This is a genomic window from Bradyrhizobium sp. USDA 4506 (assembly GCF_054058795.1).
The window spans coordinates 3,236,823-3,253,630 of record NZ_JBSSBM010000002.1 but is presented as its reverse complement, the minus strand read 5'-3'; the positions used below and the strand labels follow the sequence as shown (position 1 = coordinate 3,253,630).

The following is a 16,808-nucleotide window of genomic DNA, read 5'->3' as shown; positions in this document are numbered from 1 at the left end:
GGACGCGGCGGCTGCTACAGCGCCTTTTCGCGTAAAGATCGTGACGCGCGACGAAATCGCCGGTTGTCCCGCTTGGGCTGCCAGTTTCGCCGACCTGCGCAAGGATCACCGTTACTACGAGATCCTGGAGGATACGCTCCGCGAGCGTGTCGAGTACCGGTACTTCGCGATCATCGACCGGGCGGGCTGTCTCCACGCCGTCCAGCCGTTCTTTCTTCTCGACCAGGACGTTCTCGAGGGACTTGGAGCGGAATGGCAGCCGCTGCTGGCGCGCATCCGAGGCTTCGTTCCCGGGTTTCTCAAAATGCGAACCCTGATGGTCGGATGCTTCGCCGGTGAAGGGCATCTTGCCGGATCAAGCACGGTGCCGTCCGGCAAGATCGCCGAGATTCTTTGCGGCGAAATCGTCACGCTCGCCCGATCGTGCGGGGCGCAACTCATCGTCCTGAAGGAATTTCCTGCGCGCTACCGGCCGGTGCTGGATTGCTTTGTCCGGCGCGGCTTCGCCCGTGCGCCGAGCATGCCGATGACGGCGCTCAATATCGAGCACGACGACTTCGATGCCTACATGCAAAATGCGCTGCCGCGATCGGCACGCTGGCAGCTCCGCAAGAAATTCAAGGCAACCGACGGTGAAACCATAGCCCTTACCGTCACCGACGACGCAAGGGATGCCGTCGACGAGATCTATCCGCTCTACCTGCAGGTCTTCGACCGCTCGAAATTCCGTTTCGAGAAACTGACAGCCGACTATCTCCGCCGGCTCGGCAGCGACATGAAGGACAAGGTCCGCTTCTTCATCTGGCGCCGTGGCGGCAAGGTGATCGCCTTCAGCCTTTGCATGGTCGAAGGCGACAGTCTGTTCTGGGAGTATGTCGGCCTCGACTATGCTGTCGCGCTCGACCTTCATCTTTATTACTACACCATTCGCGACATGATGAATTGGGCGATCGCCAACGGTTACAGGTGGCTTCGAAGCACGGGTCTCAGCTACGAACCGAAATTCCGGATGCGGCATGATCTCGATCCGCTCGACCTCTATGTGCGGCTTCGCTCTCCGCTTCCGAACGCGATCTTCAGGCTCCTGTTGCCCTGGATCGTCCCGGCCCGCTATGACAAGACCCTGCGCAAGTTCGCGAACTATCACGAAGTCTGGTAGCGACCGATTGCGCGGCGATATTCAAGGCCGATCGGGTACGCCTTCTAAAGCCCCACCGCGGCAATCACGATCGGCATCGTGATCGCGGCCAAAATCGTCTGCAGCGTGATGATCTGGGCGAGCAGGGGCGCGTCGCCGCCCATCTGGCGCGCCAGCACATAGGCTGACGGCGAGGTCGGCACCGCGGCGCAGGCCGCGACGATGGCGAGATTGGACCCGGTGACGCCGAACCACACCGCGAGCGCGACGGTCAGCGCCGGCATCAGGACGAGTTTCAGCACCAATGCCGCGCTGGCAGCGAGGCTGGGCCGGAAGATGCCTTCCAGATGCAGCCCGGCCCCGGTGACGAGCAGGCCGATCGCCAGCGACGAGCCGCCGAGCGCGTCGGCGACGTCATACCAGATCTGTGGCAGCGGGATGTGCGCGACATTGATGACGAGCCCGATGACGCAGGCCCAGATCAGCGGGTTCTGCACGACCGTCATCACGATGGCGCCGGTCGACCGCTTCTCGGACGAGGCATATTTCGCCAGCACGGCGACGCTGAACACATTGACCAGCGGGATGATCGCGACCATCGCGACCGAAGCCAGGGCAAGGCCTGTGCTGCCATAGAGATTGCGCGACACCGACAGCGCGACATAGGTCTGCCAACGGGTCGCGCCCTGGAAGATCGAGGTGAAGGCGGGGCCGTCGACGCCGGCGCGCGCCAGCGGGCCGCGCAGCGCGAGACAGAACAGCGACATCACCAGCGCCGCGAGCAGCAGCGCGCCGCCGACGCCGGCGACCGGCACCGTGGTCAGGTCAGCCTTCACCAGGGTCTGCACCAGGAGCACCGGGAACAGCACGTAATAGGTCAGCCGCTCCAGCCCGTGCCATTGCGTATCGAGCGGCATCAGCGTGCGCTTCAGGACGAAGCCGAGCACGATCAAGAGGAACACCGGCAGCAGCGCCGCGATCACCACGACCATGGTCAGCGCTCACCGCGCAGCTTCGCGAGCCGGTCCAGCGCACCCTGCAGGATGAAGATCGCGGCGTGCTCGTCGATTACCTCGGCGCGACGAGCGCGGCTGACGTCCATCCCGATCAGCTCACGCTCGACCGCCGCAGTCGAGAGCCGCTCGTCCCACAGCCCGATCGCAAGCGCGGTGAGGCCGGCGAGGTTGCGGGCAAACGCCCGGGTCGACTGCGCGCGCGGGCCTTCGCTGCCGTCCATGTTGATCGGCAGGCCGAGCACGAAGCCGACGGCATTGCGTTCGGCGGCGATCGCGAGCAGCCGCGCCGCATCGGCCTTGAACTGCTTGCGCTGGATGGTCTCGACGCCAGTCGCCAGCCGTCGGTCCGGATCGGAGGCGGCAACCCCGATGGTCTTGGTGCCGAGGTCGAGGCCGACAAGCGCGCCGCGCTCGGGCCAGTGCGGCGCAGCTTCGATCAGGGGAAGGATGGGGGCGGGCATGGCGCTAGCGCTTAGCACGCAGCCGCGCGCCGAGGCAAAGCCCGGCACTGCCGTGGCGTCCATGCGAAAACGCCGGTCAGGCGGCGATCACCCGCTCGTCGCCACCGAGGCACGCGGCGAGCCCCTGCAATGCGCTGTACTGATGCGCGGTGCGGCGCTGGATGAACAGCGTCTCGACATGCGCATGCTGCGGACTGAGCTTGTGGATGTTGATGTCGCGCTGGACGTGATCGCGATCGACGACGGCGCGCGGCAGCAGGGTGACGCCCATGTCGGCGGCGACGCAGCCGACCATGCCGTCGAGCGTGCCGAACTCGAAGCGGACCGCCGACGGCCAGCCGAACTCGGTGAACACCTGTTCGAGACGCTGCCGGTAGGTACAGCCGGTGCGGAACACCAGCGCGGTCGGGCCCGACTCCGGCGTGCCGGCGCGCAATGCGGCCAGCGATTTCCAGCGCTGCGCGGTGACCAACACCAGTTCCTCGGTGAAGGCGGATGTCGCCGACAGTTCCGCATGCTCGATCGGGCCGGCGACGAAGGCGCCATCGAGCGAGCCGTCGAGCACGGCGGCAACGAGGTCGGCGGTCGGCGCGGTGCGCAAGGTCAGGCGCACCGCCGGATAGCGGCGATGAAACTCGGCGAGCAGCGTCGGCAGCCGCACCGCGGCGGTGGTTTCCATCGAGCCGATCGACAGCGGACCCTTCGGCTCGCCATCGTCGCGCGCGGCGAGCACGGCTTCGCGCGACAGCGCCGCCATGCGCTGCGCATAGGGCAACAGGCGGCGGCCGGCGCCGGTCAGCGACATGCCGCGGCTGTGGCGCTCGAACAGCGCCGTGCCGATCTCGGCCTCCAGCGCCTTGATGCGCTGGGTGACGTTCGACTGCACGGTGTTCAGCTCGTCGGCGGCCCGGGTGATGCCGCCGAGCCGCGCGACCGTGGAAAAGGTGAGCAGGTCGGTCAATTCCATCTGGGACCACCGTTCTGATTTAGAGATGGTAGCGTTCTCTAGTATTCATTATCCGAGAATGTTAGGCCCGCTTAGGCTGCAAGTCCAGAACAGCAAGTCCAGAACAGGGAGCAAGCGCATGGCGATCAGCACCGAATTGACGGCACGTCTGGACATCGAGCATCCGATCCTGCTCGCGCCGATGGACACGATCGCCGGCAGCGGGCTGGTCAAGGCGGTCAGCGCCGTCGGCGGCTTCGGCATTCTGGGCGGCGGCTATGGCGACAAGACGCGGCTGCAGACCGAGACCGCGAAGCTGAAGGGTTTTGCAAAGCCGTTCGGCATCGGCTTCATCACCTGGAGTCTCGCCAGGCAGCCCGAGCTGATCGACATCGCGCTGGATGCGCGGCCGCGCGCGGTGATGCTGTCATTCGGCGATCCCGCGCCGTTCGCGCCGAAGATCAAGGCGGCGGGCGCGCTGCTGATCTGCCAGGTGCAGAGCGAGGAGATGGCGCGGCAGGCGCTCGACTGCGGCGCCGACATCCTGATCGCGCAGGGCACGGAGGCGGGCGGTCACGGCGCGTCGCGCACCACGCTCGACATCGTGCCGGCGATCATCGATTTCGCGGCGGGGCGCGTGCCTGTGGTCGCGGCCGGCGGCATCGCGGACGGGCGTGGCCTCGCGGCGATGATGATGCTCGGCGCGTCCGGCGTGCTGATGGGAACGCGCTTCTACGCCAGCGTGGAGGCCGACGCGGCCGAGCAGGCCAAGCAGCTGATCTGTGCGGCAAGGAGCGGCGAGACGGTGCGCGGCGTGGTGTTCGACTGGTCGCGCAAGCTGATGTGGCCGGCGCCGTTCACCGCGCGTTCGCTCGCCAACGATCATCTGCGGCGCTGGAGCGGCCGCGAGATCGAGCTGATGCAGCGCGCTGACGAGGTCGCGGTGGAGTATGCCGCCGCGAAGGCCGCGGCCAATTTCGATGTCGCCGCGGTGTTTGCCGGCGAGTCCGTCGGCCTGATCCATGATATCGTTCCGGCGGCCGAGATCGTCGGCCGCATCGTCGCCGAGGCCGAGCAGTCGCTGCAGGGCCGGCGCAACTTTTTTCCTTCTCCCCTTGTGGGAGAAGGTGGCGCGGACGCAGTCCGCGACGGATGAGGGGTCTGTCCCCGCGGAGGGAAACCCCTCACCCGCGCTCGCCTTGCGAGCGCACCCTCTCCCGCAAGGGGAGAGGGTAATTCCGAGCAAGCCAGGAAAGAGACACGCCATGTGGCCGGACCGTCGATTGATCGATCGTTTCAAGACCGAATTCCCGATCGTGCTGGCGCCGATGGCCGGCGTGATGGATGCGGAGCTGGTGATCGCGGTGGCGCAGGGGGGCGGGCTCGGCTCGCTGCCATGTGCGATGCTGTCGGCCGAGAAGGCGCGTGAGCAGGTCAACATCATCCGTCAACGCGTCTCTGCGCCGGTCAACCTCAACTTCTTCTGCCACAAGGCGGTCGACGCCGATCCGGCGCGCGAGGCGAACTGGCGGCGACGGCTGGCGCCCTACTATCGCGAGCACGGCCTCGATCCGAATGCGCCGATCAATGCGGCGAACCGCGCGCCGTTCGATGCGGCGTTCTGCGCCGTGGTCGAGGAGCTGAAGCCGGAGGTCGTCAGCTTCCATTTCGGCCTGCCGGAGCCAAATCTGTTGCAGCGGGTGAGAGCCACCGGCGCCACCGTGATGTCGTCGGCGACGACGGTGAAGGAGGCGATCTGGCTCGAGGAGAACGGCGCCGATGTCATCATCGCGCAAGGCGCCGACGCCGGCGGCCATCGCGCCATGTTTCTGACCGACAACATCGCCGAGCAGCCCGGGACGTTCTCGCTGCTGCCGCAGGTGGTGGATGCGGTGAAGGTGCCGGTCGTCGCGGCCGGCGGCATCGCCGACGGGCGCGGGATCGCCGCGGCATTTGCCCTCGGCGCCTCCGGCGTGCAGGTCGGCTCGGCCTATCTGCGCTGCCCGGAGTCCAAGGTGACGGCGCAGGCCCGCGTCGCGCTGGCGCAGGCGAGCGACGAATCCACCGTCATCACCAATGTGATGACCGGCCGCCCGGCGCGCGGCGTCGCCAACCGTGTGATGCGCGAGGTCGGGCCGATCTCGCCGGACGCGCCGGCGTTCCCGCACGCAGCGACCGCCCTCGGACCGCTGAAGGCGGCTGCCGAAAAACAGGGCAAGGTCGATTTCACCAATCTGTGGGCCGGGCAGGCGGTGCGGATGGGCAAGGAAATGCCGGCGGCCGAGTTGACTCGCGCGCTGGCCGGCGCCGCGCTGGCGCGGATGGCGGCTCTGTCTCAGGCCTGACGCGCGGGCTCGTTCAGACCAGGCATGCCACGTAGAGGATCGCGACCCCCAGCGCCGTGCCGATCGACCAGAGGGCCGGGTCCCAGCCCTCCGGGCGGGGGCTGCCGTTGAGCATTGACATGACGCGCTCCGAACTTTTCTGCTTGGGGTCTTGGTCGTGTAAAAACGCCAGTCCCGAGGCAGTCGGGACTGGATTGGTGTCATGCCGCGATCGCAGCCATCAGCGGCTTGATCCCGACGATGTTCATGACCCGTGTCAGATTGTAGGCCAGGACGGAGAGCGCCATTTCGGCCGCCACTTTCGGAAGCGTTTTGGTGAGGAAGTGTGTCGCTCCCATGCGGGCCTTCATGGTGCCGAACGGATGCTCGACAGTTTCGCGGCGCTGACGCATGGCGTGCGGGCTTGCATCAAGGCGCTGCTGCACAGCCTCGAGCAGATGCTCATGCTCCCATCGCGTAATCCGCCGTTCTGACCCAGGCGTGCATTGGGTCTTGAGCGAACAGCTTTGACAGGCCGTGGTCCAGTAGCGCCGCAGCACCTTGCTGTCTTCTTCATTCGTATAGCGATATGATAGCCGCTCCCCGGCCGGGCAGCGATAGACGTCCTCCTCTGGCAAATAGGCAAAGTCCTGTTTACCGAAGCGTCCGTCTGCCTTAGCGCCGGACGTTAGCGGTTTGGGCAGAGTTACCGTGATGCCCGCTTCGTGGCACGCAAGGATCTCTGGGCTGTTGAAGTAGCCGCGATCGGCTACAGCTTCGAGCGTCTCAGTCTTCAGAACAGCCTTCGCCCGCTTGGCCATATTGGCAAGTTGTGCCCGATCCGAGCCGCTGTTCGTCACCTCGTGCGTCACAATCAGATGGTGTTCGGTGTCTACGGCGACCTGTACGTTGTAGCCGACAACACCAGAGCCGCGCCCGCTCGTCGCCATCGAGCGGCTGTCGGGGTCGGTCAGGGAGATTTGCTGGTCGGGTGACGCAAGCATCTGCTTCTCGTAGACGGCAAGCTTGCCCATTTCCTCCTTCAGTTTCGTCAGCTTCTCGGTAAGCCTCGTCACCTTCGTGGCCAGGGCCTCGGTCGGCTCCTGGCGGTCGGCCGTGTCAAGTTGGCTCAGATAGCGCGCGACGCTCTCCTCCAACTGAGCACGCCGTCGCTCCATCTTCGCGCGCGTGAAGTTCCTGTCCCGGTTGTTCACGGCCTTGAACTTGCTGCCATCGATGGCGACGCTCGCCGTCGCCAGCAGACCCATCTCTCGGCAGAGTTCGACGAAGCGCGCACATACCCTGCGCAGCGCCAGGCCGTTGTCCTTGCGGAAGTCCGCAATCGTCTTGTGATCGGGAGCGAGCCGACCCAGCAGCCACATCACCTCGACGTTGCGCCCGGCCTCTCGTTCCAGCCGCCGGCTCGACTGTACCCGGTTCAGATAACCGTAAATGTAAAGCTTCAGGAGCACCGAGGGATGGTACGACGGCCGACCGGTGGCCGCCGGCTCCACACCCTCAAAGCCCATCTCAGCCAAACCGAGCGCATCGACAAATACGTCGATCACGCGAACAGGGTTGCTCTCGTCAATGAAGTCATCGAGGCATTCGGGCAACAGCGACCGCTGTCCACGATCCGCCTCTTCAACGAAGCGCCTCATCGATTCCCCCAAAGAATCACAGGAGAATCATAACAGCAGCCCAGCGTTTTCACACAGCCAGGGTCAGTAGGCGCCGTGAATGTTTCGGGACGACTTCGCGGCGGCCGCGAACTGGTTTCGCCGTGCGTTTCGCAACCGGAATCCGTGGCAGGGTGTCTTGTCCGGTCGCCGGATGGGCTCCAAAGCCCCGTTGGGCGGGCAAATTCGCGCGGTTGCGGCGCAAAACCGGCCTCTGCTATACGGCAGGCTGACCTTTCAGCCTGACCTTTCAGCCCCGAGGCCCTATATAATGTCCGTAGACGCCACGACCGTCCGCCGCATCGCGCATCTGGCGCGGATCGCGGTCAGCGACGCCGAAGTTCCCCATCTCCAGGGCGAGCTGAACGCGATGCTGGCCTTTGTGGAGCAGCTGTCGGAAGTGAATGTCGACGGCGTCGAGCCGATGACCTCGGTGACGCCGATGGAGATGAAGAAGCGCGCCGACGTGGTCAATGACGGCGAGATCGCCGACGTCATCGTCCGCAACGCGCCCGACACCGTGAACGACTTCTTCCTGGTGCCGAAGGTGGTCGAGTAACGCAAGCATCGCGTTTTCGAGCGAAGTGGATACCGGTTCGCGTGAAGAAAACGCGTCAAACAAAAGCGACAAAGTCCAATGTGTCTGCTGTGCGACGATGAGAAGGCCTACAAGGCCTATATGGACTTCCTCGATGCCATGGAGCGCAAGGGGAAGGTCGCCGATCCCAACGCGGCGATGGACGCCGTGCTTGACCATCTTGAGGCGCTTGACGCCGCCCGCGCCAAGGAAAATGCCAAGGCAAATAACCTGGCGCGCCAAGACGACCCCGCCAACGACAAGACCCTGTCTCCGTTCTTCTGCAGCCCGATCAATAAATGACTGATTTGACATCGCTGACGATCGCCGAGGCCCGCGAGGGCCTGGCGAGCAAGTCTTTCACCGCCCGCGAACTGACCGATGCGCATCTCGCCGCCATCGAAGCCGCGCGTGTGCTCAATGCCTATGTGCTCGAAACGCCCGACCGCGCCCGCGAGATGGCGAAGGCCGCCGACGCGAAAATTGCAAAAGGCGAGGGCGGACCGCTCGCCGGCATCCCGCTCGGCATCAAGGACCTGTTCGCGACCCGCGACATCAGGACCACGGCGTGCTCGAATATCCTCGGCAATTTCATTCCGCCCTACGAGTCGACGGTGACCTCGCAGCTGTGGCGCGACGGTGCAGTGCTGCTCGGCAAACTCAACAATGACGAATTCGCGATGGGCTCGTCGAACGAGACCTCGTGCTTCGGCCCGGTCACCAACCCGTGGCGGCGCGAGGGCTCCAACACCACACTGGTGCCGGGCGGCTCGTCCGGCGGCTCGGCTTCGGCGGTGGCGGCTGCTCTCTGCATGGGCGCGACCGCGACCGACACCGGCGGCTCGATCCGCCAGCCCGCCGCGTTCACCGCAACCGTCGGCATCAAGCCGACCTATGGCCGCTGCTCGCGCTGGGGCATCGTCGCGTTTGCATCCTCGCTCGACCAGGCCGGCCCGATCGCGCGCTCGACGCGCGATGCCGCGATCCTGATGCGCTCGATGGCGGGGCACGATCCCAAGGACACCACGTCGGTCGACATCGCCGTGCCGGACTACGAGGCCGCGATCGGCAAGTCCGTGAAGGGCATGAAGATCGGCATCCCCAGGGAATATCGGCTCGACGGCATGCCGGCCGAGATCGAAAAGCTCTGGAGCGAGGGCGCGCAGTGGCTGAAGGCCGCCGGCGCCGAGCTCGTCGAGGTGTCGCTGCCGCACACCAAATACGCGCTGCCGGCCTATTACATCGTTGCGCCGGCCGAGGCCTCGTCGAACCTCGCGCGCTATGACGGCGTGCGCTACGGGCTGCGCGAACCGGGCAGGAACATCATCGAGATGTACGAGAACACCCGCGCCGATGGTTTTGGCGACGAGGTGCGCCGCCGCGTGCTGATCGGCACCTATGTGCTGTCGGCCGGCTACTACGACGCCTATTATCTGCGCGCGCAAAAGGTCCGGACGCTGATCAAGAAGGACTTCGAGGACTGCTTCGCCAAGGGTGTCAACGCGATCCTGACGCCGGCGACGCCGTCGGCGGCGTTCGGCATCGGCGAGAAGGGCGGCGCCGATCCGGTCGAAATGTATCTCAACGACATCTTCACGGTGACCGTGAACATGGCGGGCCTGCCGGGCATCGCCGTGCCCGCCGGCAAGGACACGCAAGGTCTGCCGCTCGGCCTGCAGTTGATCGGCCGTCCGTTCGACGAAGAGACGCTGTTCTCGCTCGGCGAGGTGATCGAGCAGGCGGCCGGCCGGTTCACGGCGCCTAGATGGTGGTGAGCGATGGCGGATTTCCGCGTCAGTCTCGCTGACACCGCGCCCGATGCGGCGCTGTCGCCACCGCTCGCCGCGTTGTGGTGGGCGAAGAAGGGCGATTGGGACCAGGCGCACCGCATCGTGCAGGACGAGGGCGACGCCAATTCGGCCTGGGTGCATGCCCATCTGCATCGCGTCGAGGGCGATCTCGGCAATGCCGGCTACTGGTATCGCCAGGCCGGCCAGCCGGTCGCAAAGGACACGCTCGAGGCCGAGTGGGAGCGGATCGTAGCCGCGCTGCTGGCGCAGCGCGGCTAAAGGACGCCGGTGCGGAGGCACCGCGAGCATTAACCCTGTTTCGGCCGCCATGCCGCCGCCCAGATTGGCCGTGATAGGCTAGTGGAACCGGGCGGGGGCCAGCGGCAAAAGAGAGTATTCGTGCGTGGGTCGGGCATAGGGGGATGGCTGTCAGCAATGCTGGTGGCCGTGGTGGCGGCGGGCCTTGCCGGCTGCGCCTCCGTCTACAATCTGCCCGGCAATGTGCCGCTCGGCGCCGCGCTCGCCGACAACAGCAGCGCCCGCGACATTCCGGCCTACGAAGATGATCTGCTGCTCGCGCTGTCGTTCTCCGGCGGCGGCACCCGCGCGGCGGCGTTTTCCTTCGGCGTGCTGGAGGAGCTTGACCACACGCGTTCGAGTGCGGCGGGCACCAAGACGCTGCTCGACCGCGTCGACTTCGTCTCCGGCGTCTCCGGCGGATCGGTCACCGCCGCCTATTTCGGATTGAAGCGCCGCGCGGCGCTCGACGATTTCCGCCAGCGCTTCCTGCTGCGCAACGCCGAGGAGGGACTGAAGACCCGGATCTCGCTCGGCAATATCGGGCGCGCGCTCGGCGGCGGCGTCAACGACAGCCAGTTCACCGACTGGCTCGATCAGAATTTGTTCGACGGCGCGCGGTTCGACGCATTGGCCGACGATCGCCGGCCGCGGGTCTGGATCAACGCGTCTGACATCTACAACCGCACGCCGTTCGTGTTCGGCAAGACGTCGTTCGACGCCTTGTGCAGCGACATCAGATCGTATCGTGTCGCCGAAGCGGTGGCGGCATCCGCCGCGGTGCCGCTGGCGTTTGCCCCGATCGTGCTGCAAACCTATCCCGGCGGTTGCGCCGTGCCACTGCCGGCCTGGCTCGAGCGGGTGCGCAACGATCCGAACGCACAGCCGTTGCTGCGCGCCTATGCCGAGGCCCAGGCACATTACCGCGACGGCTCGATGCGCTACGTCAAGCTGCTCGATGGCGGCCTCGTCGACAATTACGGTCTGTCGGGGCTGAGCATCGGCTTGCTCGCCGCTCAGCGTCCCTACGAGCCGCTGAACGAACGGCAGGCGGCCAAGCTGAAGCGCATCCTGTTCCTGGTGGTCGACGCCGGCCGCGGCATCTCCGGCGACTTCGTGCAGACGCTCGAAGGGCCGAGTGGCGTCGAACTGGTGTCCGCGGCCGCCGACACCGCGATCGATGCCAGCGTGCGCTCCAGCTACGCCGCCTTCACGGCGCTTGCCGAGGACTGGTCCGGCAAGCTGAAGCGCTGGCGCTGCGGGTTGTCGGCGGCGGAGCGCAGCCGGCTCGGCGTCGGCGCCGGCTGGAAATGCGGTGACGTCGCGATCTATGTCGAGCGGCTCGGCTTCGACCGCCTCGGACCGGACCGCGCCGGCATCCTGAACGCCATCCCGACGCGGCTGTCGCTGCCGCCGGAGCAGGTCGACCAGCTGATCGCGGGCGGCGCCGACGCGCTGCGTTCGAGCAAGGCCTACCAGCAGTTCCGGCGCGGGCTCTGATCCCGCCTCAGGCGACGGCGGCGGGCTGCAAGGGGACTGGAAGGCGGCTTGACTGGCGCGATTGGTTGCGCGAAGCCCAATCTATCCCAGATATCCTTTATCCGGAAACCGAGATCCATGACCGCATCTGCCGCCCCGCACAAACTGATCAAGAGCGCCACCGGCGATTGGGAGGTCGTGATCGGCATGGAGATTCATGCCCAGGTCACCTCGAACGCGAAGCTGTTCTCCGGCGCATCGACCGCGTTCGGCGGCGAGCCCAACTCGCATGTCTCGCTGGTCGATGCCGCGATGCCGGGCATGTTGCCCGTGATCAATGAGGAGTGTGTCCGCCAGGCGGTGCGCACCGGTCTCGGGCTGAATGCGAAGATCAACCTGCGCTCGGTGTTCGACCGCAAGAACTATTTCTATCCGGACTCGCCGCAGGGCTACCAGATCAGCCAGTACAAGTCGCCGATCGTGGGCGAGGGCGAGGTGTCGCTCGAGCTCGACGGCGGCCGCAGCGTCACGATCGGGATCGAGCGGCTGCACCTGGAACAGGACGCCGGCAAGTTGCTGCACGATCAGTCGCCGACGATGTCCTATGTCGACCTCAACCGTTGCGGCGTTGCGCTGATGGAGATCGTCTCCAAGCCCGACATCCGCGACGCCGAGCAGGCCAAGGCCTACGTCACCAAGCTGCGCTCGATCCTGCGCTACCTCGGCACCTGCGACGGCGACATGGAGAAGGGCAATTTGCGCGCCGACGTCAACGTCTCGGTACGCCGTCACGGCGAGACCGCGCTCGGCACCCGCTGCGAAATCAAGAACATGAACTCGGTCAACTTCATCGGCCAGGCGATCGAGTACGAGGCGCGGCGTCAGATCGAGATCATCGAGGACGGCGGCTCGATCGACCAGGAAACCCGGCTGTTCGACCCGAACAAGGGCGAGACCCGCTCGATGCGCTCCAAGGAAGAGGCGCACGACTACCGTTACTTCCCCGATCCCGATCTGTTGCCGCTCGAGTTCAGCCAGGCCTTCGTCGACGATCTCAAGGCGCAGCTCCCGGAACTGCCGGACGAGAAGAAGTCCCGTTTTATTACGGGCTTCGGCCTGTCGCCCTATGATGCGAGCGTGCTGGTTGCCGAGCGCGAGAGCGCGGAGTTCTACGAGACGGTGCTGTCGGGTCTTGCCGACAAGGCGCGCGATGGCAAGCTCGCCGCCAACTGGGTGATCAACGAACTGTTCGGTCGTCTCAACAAGGAAGGCGTCGAGATCGCGGCCTCGCCGGTGTCGGCGGAGCAGCTCGCCGCGATCGTCGACCTGATCGGCGAGGGAACGATTTCCGGCAAGATCGCCAAGGACTTGTTCGAGATCGTCTGGCAGGAAGGCGGCGATCCGCGCGCACTCGTCGAGGCGCGCGGCATGAAGCAGGTCACCGACCTCGGCGCGATCGAGAAGGTGGTCGACGACATCATCGCGGCCAATCCCGACAAGGTCGAGCAGGCGAAGGCGAAGCCGCAATTGGTCGGCTGGTTCGTCGGTCAGGTGATGAAGTCGTCGGGCGGCAAGGCGAACCCGCAGGCGGTCAACGACCTCTTGAAGTCGAAGCTCGGCATCTGAACAACAGGACAATGATGTTGTCCTTGGCGCATGATCCAGGCGGATCATGCTCCCTTGCATGCTCCTTTGCCGTCACCTTCGGTGTCGTCGCGCGCGCGTGAACGCGGCGTGATCCTGCCTCACACCCTCCGTTCGCGGCGCGCCGGCGCCACTGGCGCCGAATCGCAGAAGCCGCGATTCGTTCGCAAATCCGGTTCGGATGACCTCAAACGAGGCAAAACCCGTCTTACCCACGAAAATTTTTTCGTTGCCAAAAATTACGACTCGGCGTCGGCGTCGCGCCGCTTTTCGTCGCCGCTCGCGACTCAACGCAATGACGGTCGCGCGTCGATCGCTTCAATGCGAATTCAAGAAAGGCCTGCAATACAAGCGTTTCCTGCAACGTTGACAAATGCCGATGTCGGCGGCTGTTGCACTTCTTGCATCGTCGCGCGATTGCATCGTCGATTTGAACGGCGACGCGCGCTGTGCGCGTTGCCACCGCTGCGTCAACACTTCCTTAAGCGGGACACTGTTTTTTTCGGTCTGTTGGTGTATTCGGGAAGTAGTGCATATCGATTCCCGAGTGCACGCAGCGAAGTAGAGCCATCTCACATACTGGAGGGCAACATGGCTAAGAAGGCAAAGAAGGCGAAGAAGGCGAAGAAGGCGAAGAGCGCAGTGAAGAAGACTGCGAAGAAGACCCGCAAGGTCGCCAAGAAGAAGTAAGCCTCTCGCCTCGAGAGGATTGCCGGCGGCTTGACGCCGGCACGTCGCGAGAGCCAGCGGACGGACTGCTGAGAGGCACATCCCACCCCCAAGGCTCTGGCTGACGAAAGAGGGTGTCGGCGAGACATCAGGTCAAACGGCTGGATCGAATTTCGGAGAGGGCAACCTTCCCAAAACCGGTCCGGCAGAAGAAACAGAGATTTCTTCGTTCGGTGCGGAGCCCGCTTGGTTCCGCAATTTCACCGGCGAGAATGCCGAGCTGAAATCTGGTCCTGACGTGTTCGCCGACCCCCTCGTTCCGGCGGCCCGCGCAGTCCGCGCCCGGCAGCCACTTTCCCCATCCATCCCCGTTCCGGATCGACGCTGGGCCTGACGGCCTCGCGTTGCTTTTGTCTGTGCACCCGACCGCACGCCGCTCCGCGGCTCGTCCATGGTCGCGCCGCCCCTCCGTCAATTTCGAAACTGATTGCCTGGTGGGACCCGCCGGCGCCGCGGCCAATGTCCGCCATGGTTATCGTTGTCCCAAACACCAGGGTAAACCGGCGTTCACGAATGCAAGGAAGTGCCTGCGGCACAGGCACTTCTGCGATTCCTCGATGCGCCCTCGGCGACGCCGATTTACATCCCGTTCATCGCGATACTTAAACCGCTCTTCAAATTTGATGGGCCATGATCATCCCAACAAGCCGGCAAACGGCACGCGGTGATCCCGAGGATCGGCGCGGGGCATGATCAAGAGATCAGCCCGGGCATGATCAAAGATCAGCCAGGGAATGACAGGGTAGTTTCAACAGTGGACGGGGGCCGCGCTCGGGGGAGGGCGGCCAACAACAAAAAGGGGAATGAGAATGTTTCAGGGGGTCATCGATCAGGAAAGCGCCGTCCCGGTTGCCGCAACGGCGATCCAGGACGTGCTGTTCGAACGTGGCATGTATTGGGCGAGCGGCCGCTCCGGCGTGGTCAACCTCGTCGCGGCGCACAAATGGTTCAACCTGGCGGCGCTCAAGGGACGTACTGATGCGATCGCGCACCGCCGCGAAGTCGCCGAGCAGATGTCCGATGTCGAGATCGCGGCCGCCCAGCGCGAAGCCCGCGCCTGGATGACGACGCACTAAGCCAACCGATATCGATGGGAGCCTCGGCTCCCTCGCTCCACCTAGAACCAGTATCGCGCCGCGTAGACCACCGTCATCAGCGCTCCGGCCACGATGACGAACTGCCGGACGATGTGGGCGGGAAGGATCCGGATCAGGAAGCCTCCGGCATAGCCGCCGATCACGGCGCCGAGCAGCATCGCCAAGGTCTCCGGCCACCGCACCGCTCCCTGCAAGATAAAGATCAATGTGGCAGCGAGCGACACGCAGGTCGCGAGCAGGTTCTTCAACGCCTTGATCGCCCTGATGTCGTTGGGCTCGGTGATCGACAGCACCGCGGTCAGGATGACGCCGAGACCGGCGCCGAAGAAGCCTCCATAGATGCACGCCAGCCCCAGCCCAGCACCGCTCGCGCCGGTCGAGGGCAAGGCCGCGGCCTTGTGGCGCCCGACGGTCCATCCCTGGATCTGCGGGGCGAAGCCGAACAGCAGCGTTGCGAATGCAATCAAGGCCGGTACCGGCAGCAGGAACAGCCGCTCGGGAAGCAGCAACAGCACGCCGGCGCCGACCGCGCCGCCCACCGTGGCGATCACGACGTAGCTGATCGTGCGCCGCGTCGGCGGCGGCAGCTTGCCGCGATCGGCGAGCGCGGCGATCAAATGCCCCGGCGAGATCGCCACCGCATTCGACGCGTTGGCGATGACGGCCGGCAGGCCCGCCGCGAGCATCGCCGGAAAGGTGATGAGCGTCGCGCCGCCCGCCAGTGCATTGATGATCCCTCCGGCGACCCCGGCCGCCAGCAGCAGAAGACTTGTCTGGGTATCCATCCTTCACCCTCTTCAGGGTGAGCAGGCTAGCGGGCGATGCGCCAATCGGTCTGGAACGTCTGTGACGTCACTTCAGCCGCGCCGGTAGACGCCCGGCGTCGTGCCAAAGGTGCGGCGGAACAGCCGGGTGAGGTGGCTCTGGTCGGAAAAGCCCGCATCGACCGCGACTGCTGCGATCGGCGCGCCGGCGCGCAGCAATTGCCGGGCAAGATTGAGACGGGCCAGCAGGCGGAAGGTATGCGGCGCGATGCCGAGCTCGCGGCTGACCATGCGGCTGAACCCTTCGCGGCTTCGCCCGAAGCCGGCGGCAATCGCTGCGATCGGCGCGACGCTCTCGGCCAGCGCGATGCGGAGCTTCGTCCTGTCGGTGTACTCGGCGGGGTGGGATGGCGCGCACGACAGGATGTCGTCGGCGATCTCGCTGACGTGCTCGGGCGAGATCTCGCCGACGTTCCGCCAACGCTGCCCGAAACGGATGATCCGCACCGATGAGCAGACGCGGCCGGCAGGAACGTAGGCGTTGAGGCAGACCGTTTCCTCGTCCGACATCGTCATCGGCGCATGCAGCATTCCCGCCGGAATAAGCGCGGCATGGCCGGCAGGTACGGTGACGGTCGCGCTGCCGATGCGAAAGGCGCGCGACCCCGACAGCACCAGCACGATCTGGCTCTCGTCATGGAAGTGCGGCTTGAGGCCAAGCGAGCCGGCGCCGCGCCACGATGCCAGTTCGACGATGTCTTCCCTGTCGGCTCGCTGATAAGTCCAGGCATTGGTCATGACGAGGCGCGTGATCACAGAGGCTCGAAACGATGGGGCGGTGATCTCCGAGCGTAGCACGGGGGTCAC

The 16,808-nt window shown here is 65.4% G+C and carries 17 protein-coding genes; 11 read left to right on the top strand and 6 right to left on the bottom strand.

The genetic code is table 11. From position 1 onward, the window contains the following. Nucleotides 1-40 precede the first annotated feature (40 nt). Nucleotides 41-1,159 carry a GNAT family N-acetyltransferase gene (locus ACVIHF_RS17525; RefSeq protein WP_456792393.1) on the top strand — a complete coding sequence of 373 codons (1,119 nt, stop codon included), beginning with the start codon at nucleotides 41-43 and terminating at the stop codon, nucleotides 1,157-1,159. A 44-nt stretch (nucleotides 1,160-1,203) separates the two neighbouring features. On the opposite strand, the gene ACVIHF_RS17520 is transcribed toward ACVIHF_RS17525, so the two are convergent. From ACVIHF_RS17520 to ACVIHF_RS17510, 3 genes are all read right to left on the bottom strand, one after another. Then, complete coding sequence (locus ACVIHF_RS17520) at nucleotides 1,204-2,130, bottom strand: AEC family transporter (RefSeq protein ID WP_225158880.1); 927 nt, start codon at nucleotides 2,128-2,130, stop codon at nucleotides 1,204-1,206. A 2-nt stretch (nucleotides 2,131-2,132) separates the two neighbouring features. Then, nucleotides 2,133-2,615: a Holliday junction resolvase RuvX gene (gene ruvX / locus ACVIHF_RS17515; protein WP_018271965.1), complete on the bottom strand. Its 483-nt coding sequence runs from the start codon at nucleotides 2,613-2,615 to the stop codon at nucleotides 2,133-2,135. A gap of 76 nt (nucleotides 2,616-2,691) precedes the next feature. Beyond that, nucleotides 2,692-3,582 (bottom strand): LysR substrate-binding domain-containing protein, encoded by an 891-nt coding sequence (locus ACVIHF_RS17510; protein ID WP_456792392.1) that lies wholly within the window; start codon nucleotides 3,580-3,582, stop codon nucleotides 2,692-2,694. Nucleotides 3,583-3,700: 118 nt separating this feature from the next. Here ACVIHF_RS17510 and ACVIHF_RS17505 point away from each other — a divergent pair, with 118 nt between their 5' ends. Both ACVIHF_RS17505 and ACVIHF_RS17500 read left to right on the top strand, forming a co-directional pair. After that, on the top strand, nucleotides 3,701-4,717 hold the full coding sequence (locus tag ACVIHF_RS17505) for an NAD(P)H-dependent flavin oxidoreductase (RefSeq protein WP_456792391.1): 1,017 nt from the start codon (nucleotides 3,701-3,703) through the stop codon (nucleotides 4,715-4,717). Between the two features lie 109 nt (nucleotides 4,718-4,826). Beyond that, the gene (locus ACVIHF_RS17500) at nucleotides 4,827-5,906 is read left to right on the top strand and encodes an NAD(P)H-dependent flavin oxidoreductase (RefSeq protein WP_456792390.1); all 1,080 of its coding nucleotides are present in this window, start codon (nucleotides 4,827-4,829) and stop codon (nucleotides 5,904-5,906) included. Nucleotides 5,907-6,106: 200 nt separating this feature from the next. Here the strand turns inward: ACVIHF_RS17500 and ACVIHF_RS17495 are convergent, their stop codons facing one another. Next, a complete protein-coding gene (locus ACVIHF_RS17495; protein WP_253607763.1) occupies nucleotides 6,107-7,546 on the bottom strand; it encodes an IS1182 family transposase in 1,440 nt (479 codons plus the stop codon). A 289-nt stretch (nucleotides 7,547-7,835) separates the two neighbouring features. Between ACVIHF_RS17495 and gatC the strand changes: the two genes are divergently transcribed. The 8 genes from gatC to ACVIHF_RS17455 all read left to right on the top strand — a co-directional run bounded on the left by gatC (nucleotide 7,836) and on the right by ACVIHF_RS17455 (nucleotide 15,156). After that, nucleotides 7,836-8,123, top strand: a complete 288-nt coding sequence (gene gatC, locus ACVIHF_RS17490; protein ID WP_225158886.1) for an Asp-tRNA(Asn)/Glu-tRNA(Gln) amidotransferase subunit GatC — start codon at nucleotides 7,836-7,838, stop codon at nucleotides 8,121-8,123. Between the two features lie 78 nt (nucleotides 8,124-8,201). Next, entirely contained in the window at nucleotides 8,202-8,444 is a 243-nt protein-coding gene (locus ACVIHF_RS17485) for a hypothetical protein (RefSeq protein WP_028333819.1), read from the top strand. After that, complete coding sequence (gene gatA / locus ACVIHF_RS17480; protein ID WP_253623789.1) at nucleotides 8,441-9,916, top strand: Asp-tRNA(Asn)/Glu-tRNA(Gln) amidotransferase subunit GatA; 1,476 nt, start codon at nucleotides 8,441-8,443, stop codon at nucleotides 9,914-9,916. Before ACVIHF_RS17485 ends, gatA begins: the two co-directional genes overlap by 4 nt. Before the next feature lie 3 nt (nucleotides 9,917-9,919). Continuing rightward, entirely contained in the window at nucleotides 9,920-10,210 is a 291-nt protein-coding gene (locus tag ACVIHF_RS17475; protein WP_456792389.1) for a hypothetical protein, read from the top strand. A 156-nt stretch (nucleotides 10,211-10,366) separates the two neighbouring features. Further along, nucleotides 10,367-11,728: a patatin-like phospholipase family protein gene (locus ACVIHF_RS17470; protein ID WP_456792388.1), complete on the top strand. Its 1,362-nt coding sequence runs from the start codon at nucleotides 10,367-10,369 to the stop codon at nucleotides 11,726-11,728. Nucleotides 11,729-11,845: 117 nt separating this feature from the next. After that, entirely contained in the window at nucleotides 11,846-13,333 is a 1,488-nt protein-coding gene (gene gatB, locus ACVIHF_RS17465; protein ID WP_456792387.1) for an Asp-tRNA(Asn)/Glu-tRNA(Gln) amidotransferase subunit GatB, read from the top strand. Nucleotides 13,334-13,363: 30 nt separating this feature from the next. Further along, nucleotides 13,364-14,041, top strand: a complete 678-nt coding sequence (locus tag ACVIHF_RS17460; protein WP_456792386.1) for a hypothetical protein — start codon at nucleotides 13,364-13,366, stop codon at nucleotides 14,039-14,041. 848 nt (nucleotides 14,042-14,889) lie between these two features. Further along, nucleotides 14,890-15,156, top strand: a complete 267-nt coding sequence (locus tag ACVIHF_RS17455) for a hypothetical protein (RefSeq protein ID WP_021078341.1) — start codon at nucleotides 14,890-14,892, stop codon at nucleotides 15,154-15,156. Nucleotides 15,157-15,197: 41 nt separating this feature from the next. Here ACVIHF_RS17455 and ACVIHF_RS17450 read toward each other — a convergent pair whose 3' ends face one another. Both ACVIHF_RS17450 and ACVIHF_RS17445 read right to left on the bottom strand, forming a co-directional pair. Next, nucleotides 15,198-15,962 (bottom strand): sulfite exporter TauE/SafE family protein, encoded by a 765-nt coding sequence (locus ACVIHF_RS17450; protein ID WP_456792385.1) that lies wholly within the window; start codon nucleotides 15,960-15,962, stop codon nucleotides 15,198-15,200. Nucleotides 15,963-16,034: 72 nt separating this feature from the next. Then, a complete protein-coding gene (locus ACVIHF_RS17445) occupies nucleotides 16,035-16,757 on the bottom strand; it encodes a helix-turn-helix domain-containing protein (RefSeq protein ID WP_456792384.1) in 723 nt (240 codons plus the stop codon). Between the last annotated feature and the right edge of the window lie 51 nt (nucleotides 16,758-16,808).

Bases quoted from the DNA above. Each gene is read 5' to 3' on its own strand.
- ACVIHF_RS17520 (WP_225158880.1), bottom strand. From the start codon at position 2,130: ATGGTCGTGGTGATCGCGGCGCTGCTGCCGGTGTTCCTCTTGATCGTG.
- ACVIHF_RS17460 (WP_456792386.1), top strand. From the start codon at position 13,364: ATGATCCAGGCGGATCATGCTCCCTTGCATGCTCCTTTGCCGTCACCT.
- ACVIHF_RS17500 (WP_456792390.1), top strand. From the start codon at position 4,827: ATGTGGCCGGACCGTCGATTGATCGATCGTTTCAAGACCGAATTCCCG.
- ACVIHF_RS17470 (WP_456792388.1), top strand. From the start codon at position 10,367: ATGCTGGTGGCCGTGGTGGCGGCGGGCCTTGCCGGCTGCGCCTCCGTC.
- ACVIHF_RS17450 (WP_456792385.1), bottom strand. From the start codon at position 15,962: ATGGATACCCAGACAAGTCTTCTGCTGCTGGCGGCCGGGGTCGCCGGA.
- ACVIHF_RS17485 (WP_028333819.1), top strand. From the start codon at position 8,202: ATGTGTCTGCTGTGCGACGATGAGAAGGCCTACAAGGCCTATATGGAC.
- ACVIHF_RS17475 (WP_456792389.1), top strand. From the start codon at position 9,920: ATGGCGGATTTCCGCGTCAGTCTCGCTGACACCGCGCCCGATGCGGCG.
- ACVIHF_RS17505 (WP_456792391.1), top strand. From the start codon at position 3,701: ATGGCGATCAGCACCGAATTGACGGCACGTCTGGACATCGAGCATCCG.
- ACVIHF_RS17495 (WP_253607763.1), bottom strand. From the start codon at position 7,546: ATGAGGCGCTTCGTTGAAGAGGCGGATCGTGGACAGCGGTCGCTGTTG.
- ACVIHF_RS17455 (WP_021078341.1), top strand. From the start codon at position 14,890: ATGTTTCAGGGGGTCATCGATCAGGAAAGCGCCGTCCCGGTTGCCGCA.
- ruvX (WP_018271965.1), bottom strand. From the start codon at position 2,615: ATGCCCGCCCCCATCCTTCCCCTGATCGAAGCTGCGCCGCACTGGCCC.
- gatB (WP_456792387.1), top strand. From the start codon at position 11,846: ATGACCGCATCTGCCGCCCCGCACAAACTGATCAAGAGCGCCACCGGC.
- ACVIHF_RS17510 (WP_456792392.1), bottom strand. From the start codon at position 3,582: ATGGAATTGACCGACCTGCTCACCTTTTCCACGGTCGCGCGGCTCGGC.
- gatC (WP_225158886.1), top strand. From the start codon at position 7,836: ATGTCCGTAGACGCCACGACCGTCCGCCGCATCGCGCATCTGGCGCGG.
- gatA (WP_253623789.1), top strand. From the start codon at position 8,441: ATGACTGATTTGACATCGCTGACGATCGCCGAGGCCCGCGAGGGCCTG.